The organism is Shinella sp. GW821-FHT10F02 (assembly GCF_058809275.1).
On the sequence record NZ_JBXASL010000002.1, the window covers coordinates 122,379 to 138,468 of the forward strand.

Consider the following 16,090-nt stretch of genomic DNA (forward strand, 5'->3'; position numbering starts at 1 on the left):
GTCTCAGGCTCCCTTGCGGATCTCGTGCTCGAATTCGGCAATCGACCGGCTGCGGATCGCATCCCAGTCCCAGTCGATGCCGAGGCCGGGCGTCATCGGCGCGAGCGCCATGCCGTTCTCGATCGTCAGGCGCGAAGTGGTAATGTCGTCGAGCTGCGGGATGTATTCGACATATTTGCCGTTCTGCACCGCGCAGGTCAGGCTGACATGCAGCTCCATCAGGAAATGCGGGCAGACCGGTATGTCGAAGGCTTCCGCCGCATGCGCCACCTTCAGCCACGGCGTGATACCGCCAATACGGCCGGCATCGACCTGCACGATCGAGCAGGCGCCCTTCTGCATATATTCGCGGAAATGGCGGATCGAATAGAGCGATTCCCCGACGGCGATGGGCGTCGCAGTCGACCGGTTGAGGCGCACATGACCGTCGATGTCGTCCGCCGGCAGCGGCTCCTCGATCCAGCCGAGATCGAGGTCGCGCAGACGCTCGGCACGGCGGATCGCCTCGTCGACGGAAAAACCCTGGTTTGCGTCGGTCATGATCTCGTAGCCATCGCCGACCGCCTTGCGAACGGCCGAAAGGCGCGAAAAATCCTCGGAACCGTGCGGCTTGCCGATCTTCACCTTTGAGCCGGTGAAGCCGTTCGCCTTGGCGTCGAGCGCGTCCTCGACGAGCGCTTCCACCGGGATATGCAGCCAGCCGCCTTCCGTCGTGTAGAGCGGGCAGCGATCCTTTGCCCCGCCGGCGAGCTTCCACAGCGGCAGATTCTGCTTCCGAGCCCGAAGGTCCCACAGCGCGGTGTCGATCGCAGCAAGCGCGATCGAGGTGATCGCGCCGATCGTCGTGGCGTGGGTGGCGAATTCCAGCTCGTGCCAGATCGCTTCGATCTGGTCGGCATCGCGGCCGATCAGGCGCGGCGCGAGATGATCGGCGAGAAGCCGCATCACGGAGGAGCCGCCGGTGCCGATCGTGTAGCTGTAGCCCGTGCCCACCGCGCCATCGCTGTCCGTAATAGTGACGAGCGGCGTTTCCTGGCTGACGAAACTCTGGATGGCGTCCGTGCGCTCGACCTTCGGGCGAAGGTCGACCATTTTCAGCTCGATGCGTTCGATCTTCGCCATGTCAGCCTCGCAATGTGCGGCCGCTGTCGCGGTCGAAAAGATGGGCCTGCGACAGGTCGAAGCAGAACGGCAGCGTTTCGCCGGGCGTCAGCCGCCGCGGGTTCAGCATGCGGCCGACCCATTCGGCGCCGCCGAAATCGGCGAAGACCAGTGTCTCGTTGCCGAGCGGCTCGGTGAGGATGACCCGCAGATCCTGGTCATGCACATCGGCATCCTCGCCGGAATGGATGCCGTGACCAGCCGGATAGAGATCGTCTGGGCGCAGACCAAAAGTTACTTTCTGCCCGGCCGTCACACGCTCCCTGAAGCGGGCGGGCAGCGGCAGGCGGTCGCCGTTTTCGAAGACGAGCTGGCCGTCCGCCACCTCGGCATCCTTGAGGTTCATCGGCGGCGAGCCGATGAAGCCGGCAACGAATTTCGATTGCGGGCGCTGAAAAACGTCCTCCGGCGTGCCGACCTGTTCGATATAGCCATCGCGCATGATGACGATGCGGTCGGCAAGCGTCATCGCCTCCACCTGGTCATGGGTGACGTAGATCACCGTCGACTGGACCTTGGCATGCAGCTTCTTGATCTCGACCCGCATCTGCGTGCGCAGCTTCGCATCGAGGTTCGACAACGGCTCGTCGAAGAGAAAGACCTCCGGATTGCGCACGATGGCGCGGCCCATGGCGACGCGCTGGCGCTGGCCGCCGGAAAGCTGCGAGGGGCGACGGTCGAGCAGATGCGTGAGGTCGAGCGTCTTGGCCGCCTCTTCCACCTGCGGCGCGATCTCCTCCGGCTTCTGGCCGGCGATCTTCAGCGAAAAGCCCATGTTTTCGCGCACTGTCATGTGCGGATAGAGCGCGTAGGACTGGAAAACCATCGCGAGGTTGCGCGAGCGCGGCGGCAGGTCGTTGACGATCTTGCCGCCGATCTTGAGGTTGCCGCCGGAGATCGGCTCCAGGCCCGCGATCATGCGCAGCGTGGTGGACTTGCCGCAACCGGACGGGCCGACGAGCGCGATGAACTCGCGGTCCGCCACTTCGAGGTCGATACCATGCACCACTTCGACCGCGCCGTAGCGCTTGACCAGCTTTTCGAGAGAAACGGTTGCCATGGATTATCCTTTGACTGCGCCGGAGGTGAGGCCGGAAACCAGATGCTTCTGCACGATGAAGGTCAGCACGAGGGCGGGGATGATCATGATCACCGCCAGCGCGCACATGCCGCGCCAATCGATGGTGAACTCCGCCGTATAGTCGAGCAGGCCGACGGGCAGGGTCTTGGAGTTGACGGAACGGGTGAGTTGCGAGGCGAGCGCGAACTCGTTCCACGAGGTGAGGAAGGCGAAGATGCCGGCGGAAGCGATGCCGGGGCCGGCGAGCGGAAACTCCACCTGCCAGAAGGCCTGCCAGCGCGTGCAGCCGTCGATCTGTGCGGCCTCCGCCAGATCCTTCGGCACTTGCCGGAAGAAGCCGTCGATCAGCCAGATGGTGAAGGGCACGTTGAGCGCCACATAGGCCATGATCAGCCCGAAATGCGTATCGATGATGCCGAGCTTCGAATAGACGAAGAACAGCGGCAGCGAGAGCGCGATGCCGGGCACGGTGCGCGTCAGCATCAGGCCGAGGAAGATCGAGGACTTCGCCTTGAAGCGGAAGCGCGCGAAGGCATAGCCGCCGGCCATGCCGATGGCGAGCGCGATCGCCGTCGAGGTGACGGAGATGATCAGCGAATTGCGGAAATATTCGATGACCGGAATGCCACCCTGCCCCACGCCGGAAAACATCGCGACATAGGCATCGAGCGACAGGTCCTGCGGGATCCAGACCGGCGGCTTTGCCATGATCTCGACCGTCGGCCGGAACGAGGCGAGCACGATCCAGAGCCCCGGCAGGCAGATGACGGTCATGGCCAGGAACAGGCCAATCTTGTGCGCGATCGACAGGAGGATGCCGTTGATACGGGCTTTTGCGTTCTCGTTCATCTTACTTACCACTCCGCCGCAATCTGGGTCCGCGCTGCCGCTAGCTTGCGGTAGAAATAGACGGTGAAGAGGATGGAGAGCAGGATCGCGACATAGGCCATGGCGTTGGCGAGGCCCATGCGGGCGTCCGCATAGGCGGTGCGCGAGACCAGCGTCCACAGCAGCTCCGTGCGCTTGGCCGGGCCGCCATCCGTCATGATCTTGACGATGTCATAGGCACGCGCGACGTCGAGCGAGCGGATGGTCATGGCGATATAGGCGAAGGGCATGATGAAGGGCCAGGTGACGTAGCGGAATGTCTGCCAGGGCGTGCAACCGTCGACGCGCGCCGCCTCGATCGGCTCCTTCGGCATGGCGAGCAGGCCTGCGAGGATGAGGATCGCGAAGACAGAGGTGGACGACCAGACTTCGGCGATCAGGATCGCCGTGAAGGCGAGCGTGCCGTCGATCAGCCACGGGATCGCCTGGTCGGTCAGCCCGAGCGATTGCAGCGCGTTGTTCACCAGGCCGATATTGTCGTTGAACATGAACTTGAACTGGAAGCCGACAAGGATCGGCGAGAACATCATCGGGAACATCATGATGGTGCGCAGCAGACGCTGTCCGCGTGTCGCCTTCTCCACCAGCATGGCAAGGCCGAGGCCGAGCAGCATCTCGACATTGAGCGCAATGGTCAAAAGCAGCACGGTGCGGCCGAAGGCCGTCCAGAACTCCAGGTCGGTCAGGATGCGCGCATAGTTGCGGAAGCCGACGAACATGTAGAGCGAGGCCGGCTGCGTCAGACGGAACGGCGTGAAGCTCGAATAGAGCGACAGGATCAGCGGGACGATGACGACGGCTGCAAGCACCAGGATGGCGGGCAGCAGAAGCAGAAACGGTGCCGGTGGCCTCCAGCCTTTCATATCGGCTTCTCCAGTCTTCGCGAATGCAGGGAAAACCGCCTGCCGAAACCGGCGGCGTTGAAATTTTCCGAAATGTCAAAAGGGGTGGCAAGTGGCGCCGGTTGCCCGGCGCCACAGGTTGGTCTCAGAGCGCGCCGGCGTCTTCGAGGATCTGCGTCGCCTTTTCGGCGGCGGCGTCCAGCGCTTCCTTGGAGGTCTTGTCGCCGAGGATGGCGGCCTGGAGCTCCGGATAGACGGCGTTGGAGATCTCGATCCACGATGCCGTCTGCGGCACCGCGAAGGCGTTCTTTGCGGCTTCCTGGAAGGCGGTCAGCACTTCCTTGCGGTATGGGTCGCTTTCAGCCTGCTTGATGTTGAAATCCCAGACGGCCGTGCGCGTCGGCAGCGGACCGGCGGAGGATTCCAGCTTCTGGCTGTCCTCGTTGGTGAGGAACCAGACGAGCGAGGCGGCCGCTTCCTTGTTGGCGCAGCTTTCCGTGACCGAGAAGCCGTGGTGGCCGGACCAGCCGGTGCGCTTGCCGGAAGAACCCGCCGGCTGCACCTTCACGCCGACATTGCCGGCGACCTTGGACGACTTCGGGTCGTTGAAGAAGCTTGCCCAGCCAGGCCAGTCGAGGTTGACCGCGATGGTGCCGGAGGCAAAGCCCTGGCCGAGGTCGTCCCACAGATAGTTGGTCGTGCCGGCCGGCACGGCCTTCGCTTTGTAGAGGTTGACGAACCAGTCGAGGGCACGCACGCCCGCTTCGGAATTGAAGGCCGGCTTGCCGTCGGCGTCGAGATATTCGCCGCCTTCGGCCACCAGCATCTCATAGAAGCGGCCGTTGATCGCCTCTTCCTTGCCGGCATATTGCGTGCCGTAGAAATCCGGCGGATTGGAGAAGAACGTCGCCTGGTCGGTGACCTGCTGCCAGGTGTCCGGCGGGGTCAGGTCGTAGCCGTATTTCTCCTTGAACGCCGCCTTCTTGGCGTCGTCCTGGTAGAGGCTCTTCTGGTAGTAGAGCGCCGAAACGTCGAACTGCGCGCGCGGCAGCATCACCAGCTTGCCGCTGAGCGTCGAGGACGAGATGTTGGCCGGCACGAAGGCGTCGATCTCTTCCTTCGGCAGCAGCGCCGAAAGATCGGTATAAATATCCGGATATTGCGGGGCGAAGGACGAGTGGTTCGAGCCGACGCACCAGGTGATGTTGCCCGTTGCGATATCCGACTTGATTTCCTTGTCCAGCTCGAAGTGGTTCTTCTTCGATAGAACGTTCACCTTGGCGCCCGTCGCCTTTTCCCATTCAGCGATGCGTGCGTAGAGCGCCTCATACTGCTGACCGCCGATGAGCTTCGCATCGACGGTGACGCCCTCGAATTTTCCCGGCAGGTCGGCAGCGAACGCGGAACCCGCGCACATCAATGCACCGACCGCGACGCCGGCTAGAAATCTCGACATGTTCTCCTCCCATGTGGCTTTCGCCAGCCCTCACCAATAAGAGCTTCATTCATATACAAACCAATTATTCATTCATCGTCAAGCGGAAAACCGGATTCCGGCATTGCCATGGGGTATTTCTGCGTATATGAATTTACACATTCACTAGAGGGATTTCAGGTGTCGGAAGACGAAAACGATCGCTACCGCGCGCCGGCGCTCGACAAGGGCCTCGACATCTTGGAACTGCTCGCCGGCGTCGATGGCGGCCTGACCCAGGCGGAAATCGCCAAGCGTCTCGACCGCAGCCCGAACGAATTCTACCGCATGCTCGACCGACTGGTGAAACGCGGCTACGTCACGCGCATCGACGGCGACCGCTTCTCGCTGACGCTGAAACTCTTCGGCCTCGCGCAGCTCCACGCCCCCGTGCGGCGGCTCGTTTCCTTCGCCGTGCCGCTGATGCGCGAACTTGCCGAAGCCTCGCGCCAGGCCAATCAGCTCGTCGTCTTCGACCGCGGCAATCCGGTGGTCATCGCCCAGCAGGAAGCCCCGGGTTACTGGGGGATTTCCATCCGCGTCGGCTCGCGCATCGGCCTGTTCGACACGGGTTCCGGCCATGTCCTGCTCGCCTTCCGCCCGGGGCTGGAACGCGAGCGCATGATCGCCGAACATGTCGGCGATGGCGGCACGGACGGGCGCGTGACGCCGGAATTCCTGGCGCGGCTCGACCTCATCCGCACGCGTGGCTACGAGATGATGCCGAGCGCCCAGACGGCCGGCGTCATCAACCTCTCGGCCCCCGTGCTCGGCGCGGACGGCACCGCGATCGCCGCCCTGACCGTGCCCTATATCACGCTGATCAACACGCCGGTGGCGCCCGACATTTCCACGACGATCCAGCTCATCAGCGAGACGACCAGCAAGCTTTCCGAAATGACCGGCGCCGACTTCAAGCCCGGCGATTAATCAATTCGTATTTGAATGGATCATTCTTCTGTGGCATGGTCTCCTCATTCAGAGGAGGCCTGCATGACGTCGACCGTTGGAATCGAAAGCACCCATCCCAAGACCATGCCGGAGGCACATGCTGCCCTGCCGGTGTGGAATTCGGAGAACTGGTTCTACGAGGATTTCGCGGTCGGCCATAAGATCCGCTCGTTGCGCCGCACGATTTCCGAAGGCGAATCGATGCAGTTCAACGCGCTGGTGCTCGACATGCACCCCTATGTCGGCGACCAGATCTTTGCCGAGACGGAAGGCCTGTTCGGTCGCCGCCTCGTGGCCGGTGCCTTCGTGTTTTCCGCCGGGCTCGGGCTGGTCGCGACCAACTGCGTCAACGCCTTCTCCTACGGTTACGACCGCCTGCGCTTCATCAAGCCCGTCTTCATCGGCGACACGATCTATACGATCCGCACCAACCTCGACAAACAGCCGAAGTATGACGCGCTCGGCCTCATCCGCGCCTCCTACGAGGTCTTCAAGGGCGAGGGCGAGCTGGTGCTCTATTGCGAGCACATCCAGACGGTCAAATACCGGGACGGCAAGCCGGAGGCGTGAGCGCCTAGCGAAAACTCTTCACGAACAGATCGTTGAGGTCGGCAACGGCCTTCGCCGCCGGCTCCGCGCTCGTCACGGCCCGGTTGATGCGCTGCGACGCCGCCTCCTGGAACGGCATGTAGCCGTCATGGCGCGGCCGCAGCCACGCGCCTTCCAGCGTCCGGCGGGTGTTCTGGTAGAAGCCGAGCGTCGCGGCATTGGCGGCCTCGTCCTCCCAGCCCGCGGCATGGCCGGGCTGGCCGCCGGAGCGCCAGTAGCGATCGGCCTGCACCGTACCGCCCGCAATCCAGTAGGCGAAATCGATGGCCGCCTCGCGGTTCTCCGAAAACGCCGAGACGGCGATGCCCGTGCCGCCGAGCGCTGATCCGGCTGGCCCGCCTGCGCCAGCAACCGGCATGTCGGCAAAGGCGATGCGGTTTGCGCGAAAACCATCAAGGGAATAGCTGACATAACCATAGATCAGCGGCGAGAGGCTGTAACGCGCGCCTTCTTCGCCCATAAGGTCGAGCACGGCGATCGGATCCATACCGATGCAGGCGGGTTCGACGAGCGCCGCCAGTTCGCGGATCATCTCGATCGCCTGGACGCCGACTTCGGCATCGACAAACGGCCGGTCCCGCTCCACCGAACACGGGTGGCCGAGATTGCCGCACAGCGTGAACAGGCACATCAGCGAATGCGGCGGGCGCAGCGGCAACAGCACCTCGCCGGCTTTTGCGAGGTCGAGAACGTCCGCCCAGGTCGTCGGCGGCGCGTCGAGACGGTCCGGCCGGAACGCCAGCACCTGCGTCGCCGCATCGATCGGGAACGCCCATTGGCGGCCCTGCCAATTATAGCTCGGGAAGGATCTGCCGACAGAGCCTTCGGCCAACGCTGCGAAGCCGGCTTTCCGGCTCGCCACGTCCAGCGGCGCAAGGCAGTTTTCCGCCGTGATCTGGCCGACATGCGGATGGTCGATCACGATGAGATCGTAACGGCGCGCCAGTTCCTCGACGGGAAAACTCTCAAAATCCTGCAGCGACCGCTTGTCCCATTCGATCGCGACGCCGGTCTTCTGCAGCCAATTTTCCGAGCAGGCCACCATCGGATCGTAACCGCGCGGATGGCTCCAGGTCATGCCCTTCAATGTAGTGCGCATCAAGCGAACTCCGCCCGGATGCGGCCGGTATGTTCGCCGACTCGCGGCGCCGCCTGCCCGCCGAGCGGCCGGCGGCCATCGACGCGCACGGGGCAGCGGGTCGTGCCGATCGAGACGTCGTCCTCGCGGGTGACGGTCTGCAACATGTCGAGCATCTGGAAACCGTCGCTCGCCAGCAGTTCCGGCCATTCCAGCACCTTGGAGCACCAGATATCCGCCGGTTCGAGGATGGACAGCCAATGATCGACGGTCTCGGTCGCGATGCGTTCGGCAATGATCCGCTTGATCGCGTCGCGCGCCGTGAACCACGCCTTGCTGTCGTCGCGATAGATGCCAAGCGCCTCGATCTGCAAGAGATCCTGCAACCGGCCGAGCGGCGTCATGGCGATCGCCAGATAGCCGTCCTTCGCCGGATAGACGCCGTAGGGCGCGGAAAGATAGGCATGCGCGCTGCGGAAGCCGGAGCGTTTCGGCTTGCGGCCGCCGTCGTTGAGATGGGTCGTCAGCACCTCGAACTGAAAATCGACCAGACCTTCGAGCAGGCTCGTCTGGATATGGGCGCCCTTGCCGGAAATGCCGCGCCGCACCAGCGCCGCCAGAATGCCCTGGCAGGCATTGGCGCCGGCCAGCATGTCGGCGACCGCGAGACCGAAGGGCACCGGCCCCTGCTCCTCGTCGCCGTTCAGCCACATCAGGCCGGAACGCGCCTGCGCCAGAAGATCCTGCCCCGGCCGCATCACCCAGGGGCCATCCTCGCCGTAACCGCTGATCGAGGCATAGACGATGGCCGGGTTGATCGCCTTCGCCGCCGCATAATCCAGGCCGAGGCGCTCGATGACGCCCGGCCGGAAATTCTGGATGAGCACGTCGGCCCTGGCGATGAGTTTTCGCAGGAAGGCGAGATCGTCCGGGTTCTTGAGGTCAATGCCGAGGCTCTCCTTGCCACGGTTGATGGCGTGGAACAGCGTCGAATCGCCGCCGACCTCGGTGTCGCTCAGATAGAGCCGGCGCGACAGGTCGCCGCCATCGGGCCGCTCGATCTTGATGACCCGGGCGCCGAGATCCAGCAGCCGCAGCGAACAATAGGGACCGGAAAGGAACTGGCTCATATCGACCACGGTCAGACCGGCGAGCAATCCGGGTTCATCCTGCATGAAGGCTCCTCCCTGCGACGCCCCGAAAGATTCCGCAGAATTCTTATTTGAATTACTATTTTATATATGAGAATTTCGTGGCCGCTTGTCAACGCCGAAGGCCCCGCACGGCACGCCCAGAAGACAACTTCGAAAAATTCGAATTATCATTTTGGATTTCGGCAAATTATCGGTGCATGCCGTATGGTCCTATCTTCACCCCATACGAACCGACTTTTGCACATTCAGGAGATTGAAATGCGTGCCATTGGCTACCAGACCCCGCAACCGATCGACGCCGCGACGGCGCTTGTCGATTTCGACCTGCCGCGGCCCGAGCCGCAGGGGCGCGATATCCTCGTCGAGGTAAAGGCCGTTTCGGTCAACCCGGTCGATACCAAGATCCGCGCCTCCGCCAAGCCGGAACCGGGCGACTGGAAGGTGCTTGGCTGGGATGCCGCCGGTGTCGTTACCGCCGTCGGGCCGGAAACCAGCCTGTTCAAGCCGGGCGACGCTGTCTTCTATGCCGGCGCGATCAACCGCTCCGGCACCAATGCAGAGTTCCACCTCGTCGACGAGCGCATCGTCGGCAGGAAGCCGGCGTCGATCGATTTCGCCGCCGCCGCAGCCCTGCCGCTGACGTCGATCACCGCCTGGGAAATGCTGTTCGACCGGCTGGAGGTGACCCGTCCGGTTGCGGGTGCTGCAAATGCTATCCTGATCATCGGCGGCGCCGGCGGTGTCGGCTCGATCGCCATCCAGATCGCCCGCGCCCTGACGGACCTCACGGTGATTGCCACCGCGTCCCGGCCGGAAACCCAGGACTGGGTAAAGGCGCTCGGCGCCCACCATGTCGTCGATCACCGTCAGCCGCTGGCCCCTCAGATCGAGGCGCTCGGCATCGGCCAACCCGCCTTCGTCTTCTCCACGACCAACACGGACGACCATCTCGCCGACATTGTCGAGCTGATCGCGCCGCAGGGCCGGTTCGGCCTGATCGACGATCCGAAGGTGCTGAACGCCCTGCCGCTGAAGCGCAAGTCGATCTCGCTGCATTGGGAGCTGATGTTCACCCGCTCGCTGTTTGCCACCGCCGATATCGAGAAGCAGCATGACCTGCTGAACCGCATCAGCGAACTGGTCGATGCCGGCAAGATCAAGTCGACGCTCGCCGACCATTTCGGCGCCATCAACGCGGAAAACCTCAAGCGCGCCCATGCGCTCATCGAATCCGGCAAGGCCAAGGGCAAGATCGTGCTCGAAGGCTTCTGAGGAGGGACATCACCATGACGACACCAGCCGAAAAACTCATCGCCATCGCCGTCCTGAAGGCGAAACCCGGCAAGCGGGACGCACTGCGCGCGGGCCTGCTCGCCCTCATCGAGCCGACCCGCGCGGAGCCCGGAAACCTCGACTACGTGCTCTTCGAGCTGCGTGAGGAGCCTGGCACCTTCTATATGCGCGAAGCCTTCGCAAGCCAGGCGGCGCTGGATGAGCACATCGCGGCGGATTATTTCCAGGCCTTCGCCGTGACGATCGACGACCTGCTCGCCGAGCCGCTGCGCCTGATCTTCCTCGACCAGGTATCCGCCTGACGACTACGCGCCGCGGCCCGGTGAAAGGACCGCGGCGATGCGCTCGATCAACAGGCGCACGCGCCGCGGCTGGACGGCGCTCGGCGGATAGACGATCTGCAAGGCTGTGCTGCCGGTGGAAAAATCCTTGAGCAGCTCCACCAGCGCGCCGGATGCGAGATCGGCATCGACGTCGCGGATCGACTTGAGCGCGACGCCCAGCCCCTGCTTGCACCATTGGCGCACCAGCCCGCCGTCGTTCACCACACGCCGGCCGTGCACTGTGACCTTGCGAACCACGCCGTCGATGACGAAGGACCATTCGCGGTCGATGTTCTGCCCAAAGCGCATGACGATGCATTCATGGTTTTCGAGTTCGTCCGGATGCTGCGGCGTGCCGTGCCTTTCCAGATAGGCGGGCGAGGCGCAGACGATGCGGCTGTTGTCGCCGAGCGGTTTCGCCCGAAGGCTGCTATCCGCGAGCACACCATGCCGGATGGCGAAATCCATGCCCTGCCCGACGAGATCGACATAACCATCCGTCAGGTTGAGATCGATCGTCACCGCGGGGTGGTCCGTGAGGAAAGCATCGATGACGGGTACCAGCAGGCGGCGGCCGAGATCTTCCGGCGCGCTCAGCCTGATCGGACCGGAAATGACGTCCGCGCCGCGCCGCACGCGGCTTTCCAGCTCCTCCGCCTCCGCCAGCAGCCGCCGGGCGCCCTCGACGAGCGCCCGCCCTTCCTCCGTCAGGCTGATGGCGCGCGTCGTGCGGGTGAGCAGCGTCGCCCCGTAATAGGCCTCCAGCGCGGCAAGACGCTCCGAGACGGTCGCGGGCGAAAGCCCGACCTCGCGGCCCGCGACGGCGAGGCCGCCTTTTTCGACGATACGCAGGAAGAGAGACAGGTTCTCAAGCAGCATTGATCGGCTTTTCCGAATTATGATTTCCGGATCAAAGCAATTATCGGGACTTTCCGCAAGCAGTACTGTCCACCTCGAACCATGGCGGCCGGGCTTATCCGCTGCCTAAACATCGAGGACGACCATGACCGCTTCGCTTTTCCAGCCCGTCTCGCTCGGCGCCATCGACCTGCCGCACCGCATCGCCATGGCGCCGATGACCCGCGCGCGCAGCACGCAGCCGGGCAATGTGCCGAACGATATGATGGCGCGCTACTATGCCCAGCGCGCCTCCGCCGCGCTCATCATCAGCGAGGCCACGCAGATTTCGCCGCAGGGCCAGGGCTATTCCTTCACGCCTGGCATCCATTCCGACGCACAGGCTGCGGGCTGGCGCGCGGCGACCGATGCGGTCCACGCGGCCGGCGGGCGCATGGTGCTGCAGCTCTGGCATGTCGGCCGCATGAGCCATGAGAGCTTCCATGCCGATGGCCTGCCGGTCGCCCCGTCCGCCATTTCACCCGAGGCCAAAGTCTGGATCGTCGATCCCGCGACAGGCGAAGGCGGCCTTGCCGATTGCCCGGTGCCGCGGGCGCTGACGACGGCGGAAATCGGTGCGGTCGTCGTCGATTTTGCCAAAGCGGCGGCCAATGCGATGAAGGCCGGTTTCGACGGGGTCGAGATCCATGGCGCGAACGGCTACCTGGTCGACCAGTTCCTGCGCCGCTCGGCAAACCAGCGCACGGACGATTACGGCGGCAGCCAGGAGAACCGCATCCGCTTTCTCGTCGAAGTGGCGGAAGCCGTCGCGGCTGAGGCGGGTGCCGCACGCACCGGCATCCGCCTGTCGCCGTTCATCACCCAGCGCGGCATGGTCGATGACGAGATCGTGCCGACGACGCTGAAGGCGGCGCGGGAACTCGACCGCCTGGGGCTTGCCTATATCCACCTCGCCGAGGCTGACTGGGACGATGCGCCCGTCACCCCTGCCTCCTTCCGCCGCGACCTGCGGGCGGCCTTTTCCAGCAAGATCATCGTCGCCGGCAAATACGATCCGCAACGCGCGGAGGCGATCCTTTCGGAGGGATTGGCGGATGTCACCGCCTTCGGACGCCCCTTCATCGCCAATCCCGACCTGCCACGCCGCTACCGCGAAAACCTGCCGCTCTCCGCCTTCGACGCGACGACGCTGTTCGGCGGCGACAATGAAGGCTACGCCACCTATCCGGCCTGGAGCAGCGCCGCATGACGCCGCTCTCCGAGAAGGAACGCGCGGCGGCGCGGGCAAACGACAGGATCGGCACCGTGCTGGTGCTCGATCAGCCCGGCATGCGCATCTGGCACCTGCGGCTCCAGCCGGGCGAAAGCCTGGCGCCGCACCGGCATGACAGGCCGTATTTCTGGACGGTGCTGGGCGATGGCACGGCGCGCTCCCGCTATGGCGACGGGCGGGTGGTCGACGTGACCTATGCCGCCGGCGACACGCGTCACTTTCCGGACCTGACGCCCGACACCGCCTTCGTGCACGACCTCACCAATACCGGCACCACGGAACTGGTCTTCGTGACGGTGGAGTTCGGCTGAAGCACCTCAGTCTTCATTCCGCGGCGGCGGCGAGGCATCCATCGACGATGTTTTGAATTTCGCCGCGGCAGGACCCGCAATTGGTTCCCGCATTGAGCGCCTTGCCCACCGCGTCGACACTGCGGCATCCGCCGCGCACGGCAGCGACGATCTGGTTGACGCCGACGCCGAAGCAGGCGCAGACGGTGGCGCCGGGGTCCGGCTTGTCGGCCCCCGGGCGCCCGGCGACGAGGGCGAAACGCTTGCGCAGGTTGGCGTGTTCGGCACCGAGCTGCGCGACTGCCCAGCTGCGCGCGACGGCGACCGGCTCGCGCGCCAGGAAAAAGGCCGCAAGCAGGCGCAGACCGTCGAAGAAGGCGAGCCTGACTTCGCCGGACGGGCGGTCGGTATAACCGAGCGGCTCGATGCCGTCGGGAATGGACAGGGTTTTGCGGCACCATTCACACCAGTCCTCGACAGGCTGGTCGAACGCCAGTTCGAGCCGCCACCCGCCTTCCGCTTTCGCCAGCGCCCAATAGGCCGCGTCGAGGCCATCCGGCTTTGCCTGCGACACCGCGAAGCCGTAGTGCGCCACCTTGAATTTGCGGGCTGCGACGGCGACGTTTTTCGAGGCGGGCTGGCCGGAGATCCGGTCGGTCACGGGCGGCACGACGGCATCGATACGGCCCGCCGCCGCGAACTGATCGTTCCAGTGCATCGGCACGAAGAGGCTGCCGCGCGCCTGGCGATCGGTGATGAGGGCGCGCACGACCGCCTTGCCCTGCGGGCTTTCGATTTCGACGAGGCCGGCATTGCCGACCCCAATCTCCATCGCGTCCCGCGGATGCAGCTCGGCGAAAGGCTCGGCGATATGCGAGGACAGCCGCGCGCTTTTCCCCGTGCGGGTCATCGTATGCCACTGGTCGCGAATGCGGCCGGTGTTGAGGGTGAAGGGATAGGCGGCGCTGGTGCGATCCGACGCGGTCGGCTCGACCGCGACGAACCGCGCCTTGCCATCCGCATGGTAGAAGCCGCCCTCGGCGAAGAAACGGGTTTCGGCCCTGCCGCCCTCCACCCGCCGCGGCCATTGGAACGGGGCGAGCGTATCGTAGGCCTGAGGGGTGAGCCCGGCACAGGCGCCGATGTCGAAATCGCGGCCGCCCTCGTTCTCGAACGCGGAAAGTGCTGCGTGCTCGTCGAAAACCTCAGCGGGCGCTTCATAGTCGAAGGCGGCGGCAAAGCCCATGCGGCGACCGACTTCGGCAAGTTGCCACCAGTCGGCGCGGGCCTCGCCCGGCGCGTCGAGAAAGCTGCGCTGCCTTGAAATTCGGCGCTCCGAATTGGTGACCGTGCCGCTCTTCTCGCCCCAGCCGAGCGAGGGCAGCAGGATGTGGGCGTGGCGGGCGGTGTCCGTCGTCTTCAGGATGTCGGAGACGACCACGAAGGGACAGGCCTTGATCGCCGCTTCGACGGCATCGGCATCCGGTATGGAGACGACGGGATTGGTCGCCATGATCCACAGCGCCTTGATGCGGCCGTCCGCGACCGCCTGGAAGAGATCGACCGCCTTCAGCCCCGGCTTGTCGGCAATGCGCGGCGATTGCCAGAAACGCTGCACGCGGTCGCGGTCCTCCGCGCTCTCGATCGCCATATGGGCGGCCAGCATGTTGGCGAGCCCGCCGACCTCGCGCCCGCCCATGGCGTTCGGCTGGCCGGTCAGCGAGAACGGCCCCATGCCCGGCCGGCCGATGCGACCCGTCGCAAGGTGGCAGTTGAGGATGACGTTGACCTTGTCGGTGCCCGACGACGACTGGTTGACCCCCTGGCTGTAGCAGGTCACCACCTTCTCGGTCGTGGTGAAAAGCCGGTAGAATTCGCGCAGCTGCATGGCCGGCAGACCGGTCTGCTCCAGCACGTCGGCAAAGGAGACCGAAGACGAGGCCACGAAGGCTTCCGCAAAGCCGCTCGTATGCGCCGCGACATAGTTCTGGTCGATCGCATCGTTGAGGACGAGATGGGAGAAGAGGCCGACGAACAGCGCGACATCGGTGTCGGGGCGGATCGCCAGATGCAGGTCGGCAATATCGGCCGTCATCGTGCGGCGCGGATCGATGACGACGATCTTCATGCCCGGCCGCTTCGCCTTGGCGACGGCCAGCCGCTGGTAGAGGACCGGGTGGCACCAGGCGAGGTTCGAGCCGGTGAGGATGACCAGGTCGGCCAGTTCCAGGTCCTCATAGGTCCCCGGCACCGTATCGGCGCCGAAGGCGCGGCGATGGCCGGCGACGGAGGACGACATGCAGAGCCGCGAATTGGTGTCGATATTGGCCGAGCCGATGAACCCCTTCATCAGCTTGTTGGCGACGTAGTAGTCCTCGGTCAGAAGCTGGCCGGAAACGTAGAAGGCGACGGAGTCCGGGCCGTGCTCGGCGATGGCGGTGGAAAACGTCCGGGCGACGAGGTCGAGCGCTTCGTCCCACGCCGCGCGCTTTCCGCCGATTTCCGGATGGAGGAGGCGTCCGTCGAGATCGACCGTCTCGCCGAGCGCCGATCCCTTGGAGCAGAGCCGCCCGTAGTTCGACGGATGGTCCGGATCGCCCTTGACGGAAACCGTGCCGTCGTCGCCCATCTTGGCGACGACGCCGCAGCCGACGCCGCAATAGGGGCAGGTGGTTTTCGTTTCAACGGGCATCGGCGGCTCCTGTTGGGAGCACCGGACGCCCCTCATCCCCCTGCCGGGACCTTCTCCCCGCGAGCGGGGAGAAGGAAGATGTGGCGATGCCGGTGCTCCGGCATCCTTCTCCCCGTCGGGACG

15 protein-coding genes are annotated in these 16,090 nt (G+C 64.7%); 6 read left to right on the plus strand and 9 right to left on the minus strand.

Annotated features, from left to right (window positions below; translation table 11 throughout):
• Positions 1 to 3: 3 nt before the first annotated feature.
• The 5 genes from AC1RWL_RS06540 to AC1RWL_RS06560 all read right to left on the minus strand — a co-directional run bounded on the left by AC1RWL_RS06540 (position 4) and on the right by AC1RWL_RS06560 (position 5,428).
• Positions 4 to 1,122 (minus strand): mandelate racemase/muconate lactonizing enzyme family protein, encoded by a 1,119-nt coding sequence (locus AC1RWL_RS06540; RefSeq protein WP_493093958.1) that lies wholly within the window; start codon positions 1,120 to 1,122, stop codon positions 4 to 6.
• Position 1,123: 1 nt separating this feature from the next.
• Positions 1,124 to 2,221, minus strand: a complete 1,098-nt coding sequence (locus tag AC1RWL_RS06545; RefSeq protein WP_493093959.1) for an ABC transporter ATP-binding protein — start codon at positions 2,219 to 2,221, stop codon at positions 1,124 to 1,126.
• 3 nt (positions 2,222 to 2,224) lie between these two features.
• Complete coding sequence (locus tag AC1RWL_RS06550; RefSeq protein WP_493093960.1) at positions 2,225 to 3,091, minus strand: carbohydrate ABC transporter permease; 867 nt, start codon at positions 3,089 to 3,091, stop codon at positions 2,225 to 2,227.
• Positions 3,092 to 3,096: 5 nt separating this feature from the next.
• Positions 3,097 to 3,993, minus strand: a complete 897-nt coding sequence (locus AC1RWL_RS06555) for a carbohydrate ABC transporter permease (RefSeq protein ID WP_493093961.1) — start codon at positions 3,991 to 3,993, stop codon at positions 3,097 to 3,099.
• Positions 3,994 to 4,117: 124 nt separating this feature from the next.
• On the minus strand, positions 4,118 to 5,428 hold the full coding sequence (locus AC1RWL_RS06560) for a type 2 periplasmic-binding domain-containing protein (RefSeq protein WP_493093962.1): 1,311 nt from the start codon (positions 5,426 to 5,428) through the stop codon (positions 4,118 to 4,120).
• Between the two features lie 159 nt (positions 5,429 to 5,587).
• On the opposite strand from AC1RWL_RS06560, the gene AC1RWL_RS06565 reads away from it, so the two are divergent.
• Together AC1RWL_RS06565 and AC1RWL_RS06570 are read left to right on the plus strand one after the other, a co-directional pair.
• A complete protein-coding gene (locus AC1RWL_RS06565; protein ID WP_256116561.1) occupies positions 5,588 to 6,376 on the plus strand; it encodes an IclR family transcriptional regulator in 789 nt (262 codons plus the stop codon).
• 63 nt (positions 6,377 to 6,439) lie between these two features.
• Positions 6,440 to 6,967 carry a MaoC family dehydratase gene (locus AC1RWL_RS06570; RefSeq protein WP_439615650.1) on the plus strand — a complete coding sequence of 176 codons (528 nt, stop codon included), beginning with the start codon at positions 6,440 to 6,442 and terminating at the stop codon, positions 6,965 to 6,967.
• A 4-nt stretch (positions 6,968 to 6,971) separates the two neighbouring features.
• On the opposite strand, the gene AC1RWL_RS06575 is transcribed toward AC1RWL_RS06570, so the two are convergent.
• Together AC1RWL_RS06575 and AC1RWL_RS06580 are read right to left on the minus strand one after the other, a co-directional pair.
• Positions 6,972 to 8,105 (minus strand): extracellular solute-binding protein, encoded by a 1,134-nt coding sequence (locus AC1RWL_RS06575; protein ID WP_493093963.1) that lies wholly within the window; start codon positions 8,103 to 8,105, stop codon positions 6,972 to 6,974.
• Positions 8,105 to 9,259 carry a CaiB/BaiF CoA transferase family protein gene (locus tag AC1RWL_RS06580; RefSeq protein ID WP_493093964.1) on the minus strand — a complete coding sequence of 385 codons (1,155 nt, stop codon included), beginning with the start codon at positions 9,257 to 9,259 and terminating at the stop codon, positions 8,105 to 8,107. The genes AC1RWL_RS06575 and AC1RWL_RS06580 overlap by 1 nt, the downstream gene beginning before the upstream one ends.
• A 237-nt stretch (positions 9,260 to 9,496) precedes the next feature.
• Between AC1RWL_RS06580 and AC1RWL_RS06585 the strand changes: the two genes are divergently transcribed.
• Positions 9,497 to 10,510, plus strand: a complete 1,014-nt coding sequence (locus AC1RWL_RS06585) for a zinc-binding alcohol dehydrogenase family protein (RefSeq protein ID WP_493093965.1) — start codon at positions 9,497 to 9,499, stop codon at positions 10,508 to 10,510.
• Positions 10,511 to 10,524: 14 nt separating this feature from the next.
• The gene (locus AC1RWL_RS06590; RefSeq protein WP_493093966.1) at positions 10,525 to 10,833 is read left to right on the plus strand and encodes a putative quinol monooxygenase; all 309 of its coding nucleotides are present in this window, start codon (positions 10,525 to 10,527) and stop codon (positions 10,831 to 10,833) included.
• Positions 10,834 to 10,836: 3 nt separating this feature from the next.
• Here the strand turns inward: AC1RWL_RS06590 and AC1RWL_RS06595 are convergent, their stop codons facing one another.
• Entirely contained in the window at positions 10,837 to 11,733 is an 897-nt protein-coding gene (locus tag AC1RWL_RS06595) for a LysR family transcriptional regulator (protein ID WP_493093967.1), read from the minus strand.
• A gap of 124 nt (positions 11,734 to 11,857) precedes the next feature.
• On the opposite strand from AC1RWL_RS06595, the gene AC1RWL_RS06600 reads away from it, so the two are divergent.
• Together AC1RWL_RS06600 and AC1RWL_RS06605 are read left to right on the plus strand one after the other, a co-directional pair.
• On the plus strand, positions 11,858 to 12,961 hold the full coding sequence (locus AC1RWL_RS06600) for an alkene reductase (protein WP_493093968.1): 1,104 nt from the start codon (positions 11,858 to 11,860) through the stop codon (positions 12,959 to 12,961).
• Positions 12,958 to 13,296 (plus strand): cupin domain-containing protein, encoded by a 339-nt coding sequence (locus AC1RWL_RS06605; protein WP_493093969.1) that lies wholly within the window; start codon positions 12,958 to 12,960, stop codon positions 13,294 to 13,296. The genes AC1RWL_RS06600 and AC1RWL_RS06605 overlap by 4 nt, the downstream gene beginning before the upstream one ends.
• Before the next feature lie 13 nt (positions 13,297 to 13,309).
• Here AC1RWL_RS06605 and AC1RWL_RS06610 read toward each other — a convergent pair whose 3' ends face one another.
• The gene (locus AC1RWL_RS06610) at positions 13,310 to 15,967 is read right to left on the minus strand and encodes a nitrate reductase (RefSeq protein ID WP_493093970.1); all 2,658 of its coding nucleotides are present in this window, start codon (positions 15,965 to 15,967) and stop codon (positions 13,310 to 13,312) included.
• Positions 15,968 to 16,090 lie beyond the last annotated feature (123 nt).

What these genes read in the sequence shown, in the direction of transcription:
- AC1RWL_RS06610 (WP_493093970.1), bottom strand. Translation starts at nt 15,967, where the DNA reads ATGCCCGTTGAAACGAAAACCACCTGCCCCTATTGCGGCGTCGGCTGC.
- AC1RWL_RS06600 (WP_493093968.1), top strand. Translation starts at nt 11,858, where the DNA reads ATGACCGCTTCGCTTTTCCAGCCCGTCTCGCTCGGCGCCATCGACCTG.
- AC1RWL_RS06590 (WP_493093966.1), top strand. Translation starts at nt 10,525, where the DNA reads ATGACGACACCAGCCGAAAAACTCATCGCCATCGCCGTCCTGAAGGCG.
- AC1RWL_RS06580 (WP_493093964.1), bottom strand. Translation starts at nt 9,259, where the DNA reads ATGCAGGATGAACCCGGATTGCTCGCCGGTCTGACCGTGGTCGATATG.
- AC1RWL_RS06575 (WP_493093963.1), bottom strand. Translation starts at nt 8,105, where the DNA reads ATGCGCACTACATTGAAGGGCATGACCTGGAGCCATCCGCGCGGTTAC.
- AC1RWL_RS06570 (WP_439615650.1), top strand. Translation starts at nt 6,440, where the DNA reads ATGACGTCGACCGTTGGAATCGAAAGCACCCATCCCAAGACCATGCCG.
- AC1RWL_RS06555 (WP_493093961.1), bottom strand. Translation starts at nt 3,993, where the DNA reads ATGAAAGGCTGGAGGCCACCGGCACCGTTTCTGCTTCTGCTGCCCGCC.
- AC1RWL_RS06560 (WP_493093962.1), bottom strand. Translation starts at nt 5,428, where the DNA reads ATGTCGAGATTTCTAGCCGGCGTCGCGGTCGGTGCATTGATGTGCGCG.
- AC1RWL_RS06585 (WP_493093965.1), top strand. Translation starts at nt 9,497, where the DNA reads ATGCGTGCCATTGGCTACCAGACCCCGCAACCGATCGACGCCGCGACG.
- AC1RWL_RS06540 (WP_493093958.1), bottom strand. Translation starts at nt 1,122, where the DNA reads ATGGCGAAGATCGAACGCATCGAGCTGAAAATGGTCGACCTTCGCCCG.
- AC1RWL_RS06550 (WP_493093960.1), bottom strand. Translation starts at nt 3,091, where the DNA reads ATGAACGAGAACGCAAAAGCCCGTATCAACGGCATCCTCCTGTCGATC.
- AC1RWL_RS06545 (WP_493093959.1), bottom strand. Translation starts at nt 2,221, where the DNA reads ATGGCAACCGTTTCTCTCGAAAAGCTGGTCAAGCGCTACGGCGCGGTC.
- AC1RWL_RS06605 (WP_493093969.1), top strand. Translation starts at nt 12,958, where the DNA reads ATGACGCCGCTCTCCGAGAAGGAACGCGCGGCGGCGCGGGCAAACGAC.
- AC1RWL_RS06595 (WP_493093967.1), bottom strand. Translation starts at nt 11,733, where the DNA reads ATGCTGCTTGAGAACCTGTCTCTCTTCCTGCGTATCGTCGAAAAAGGC.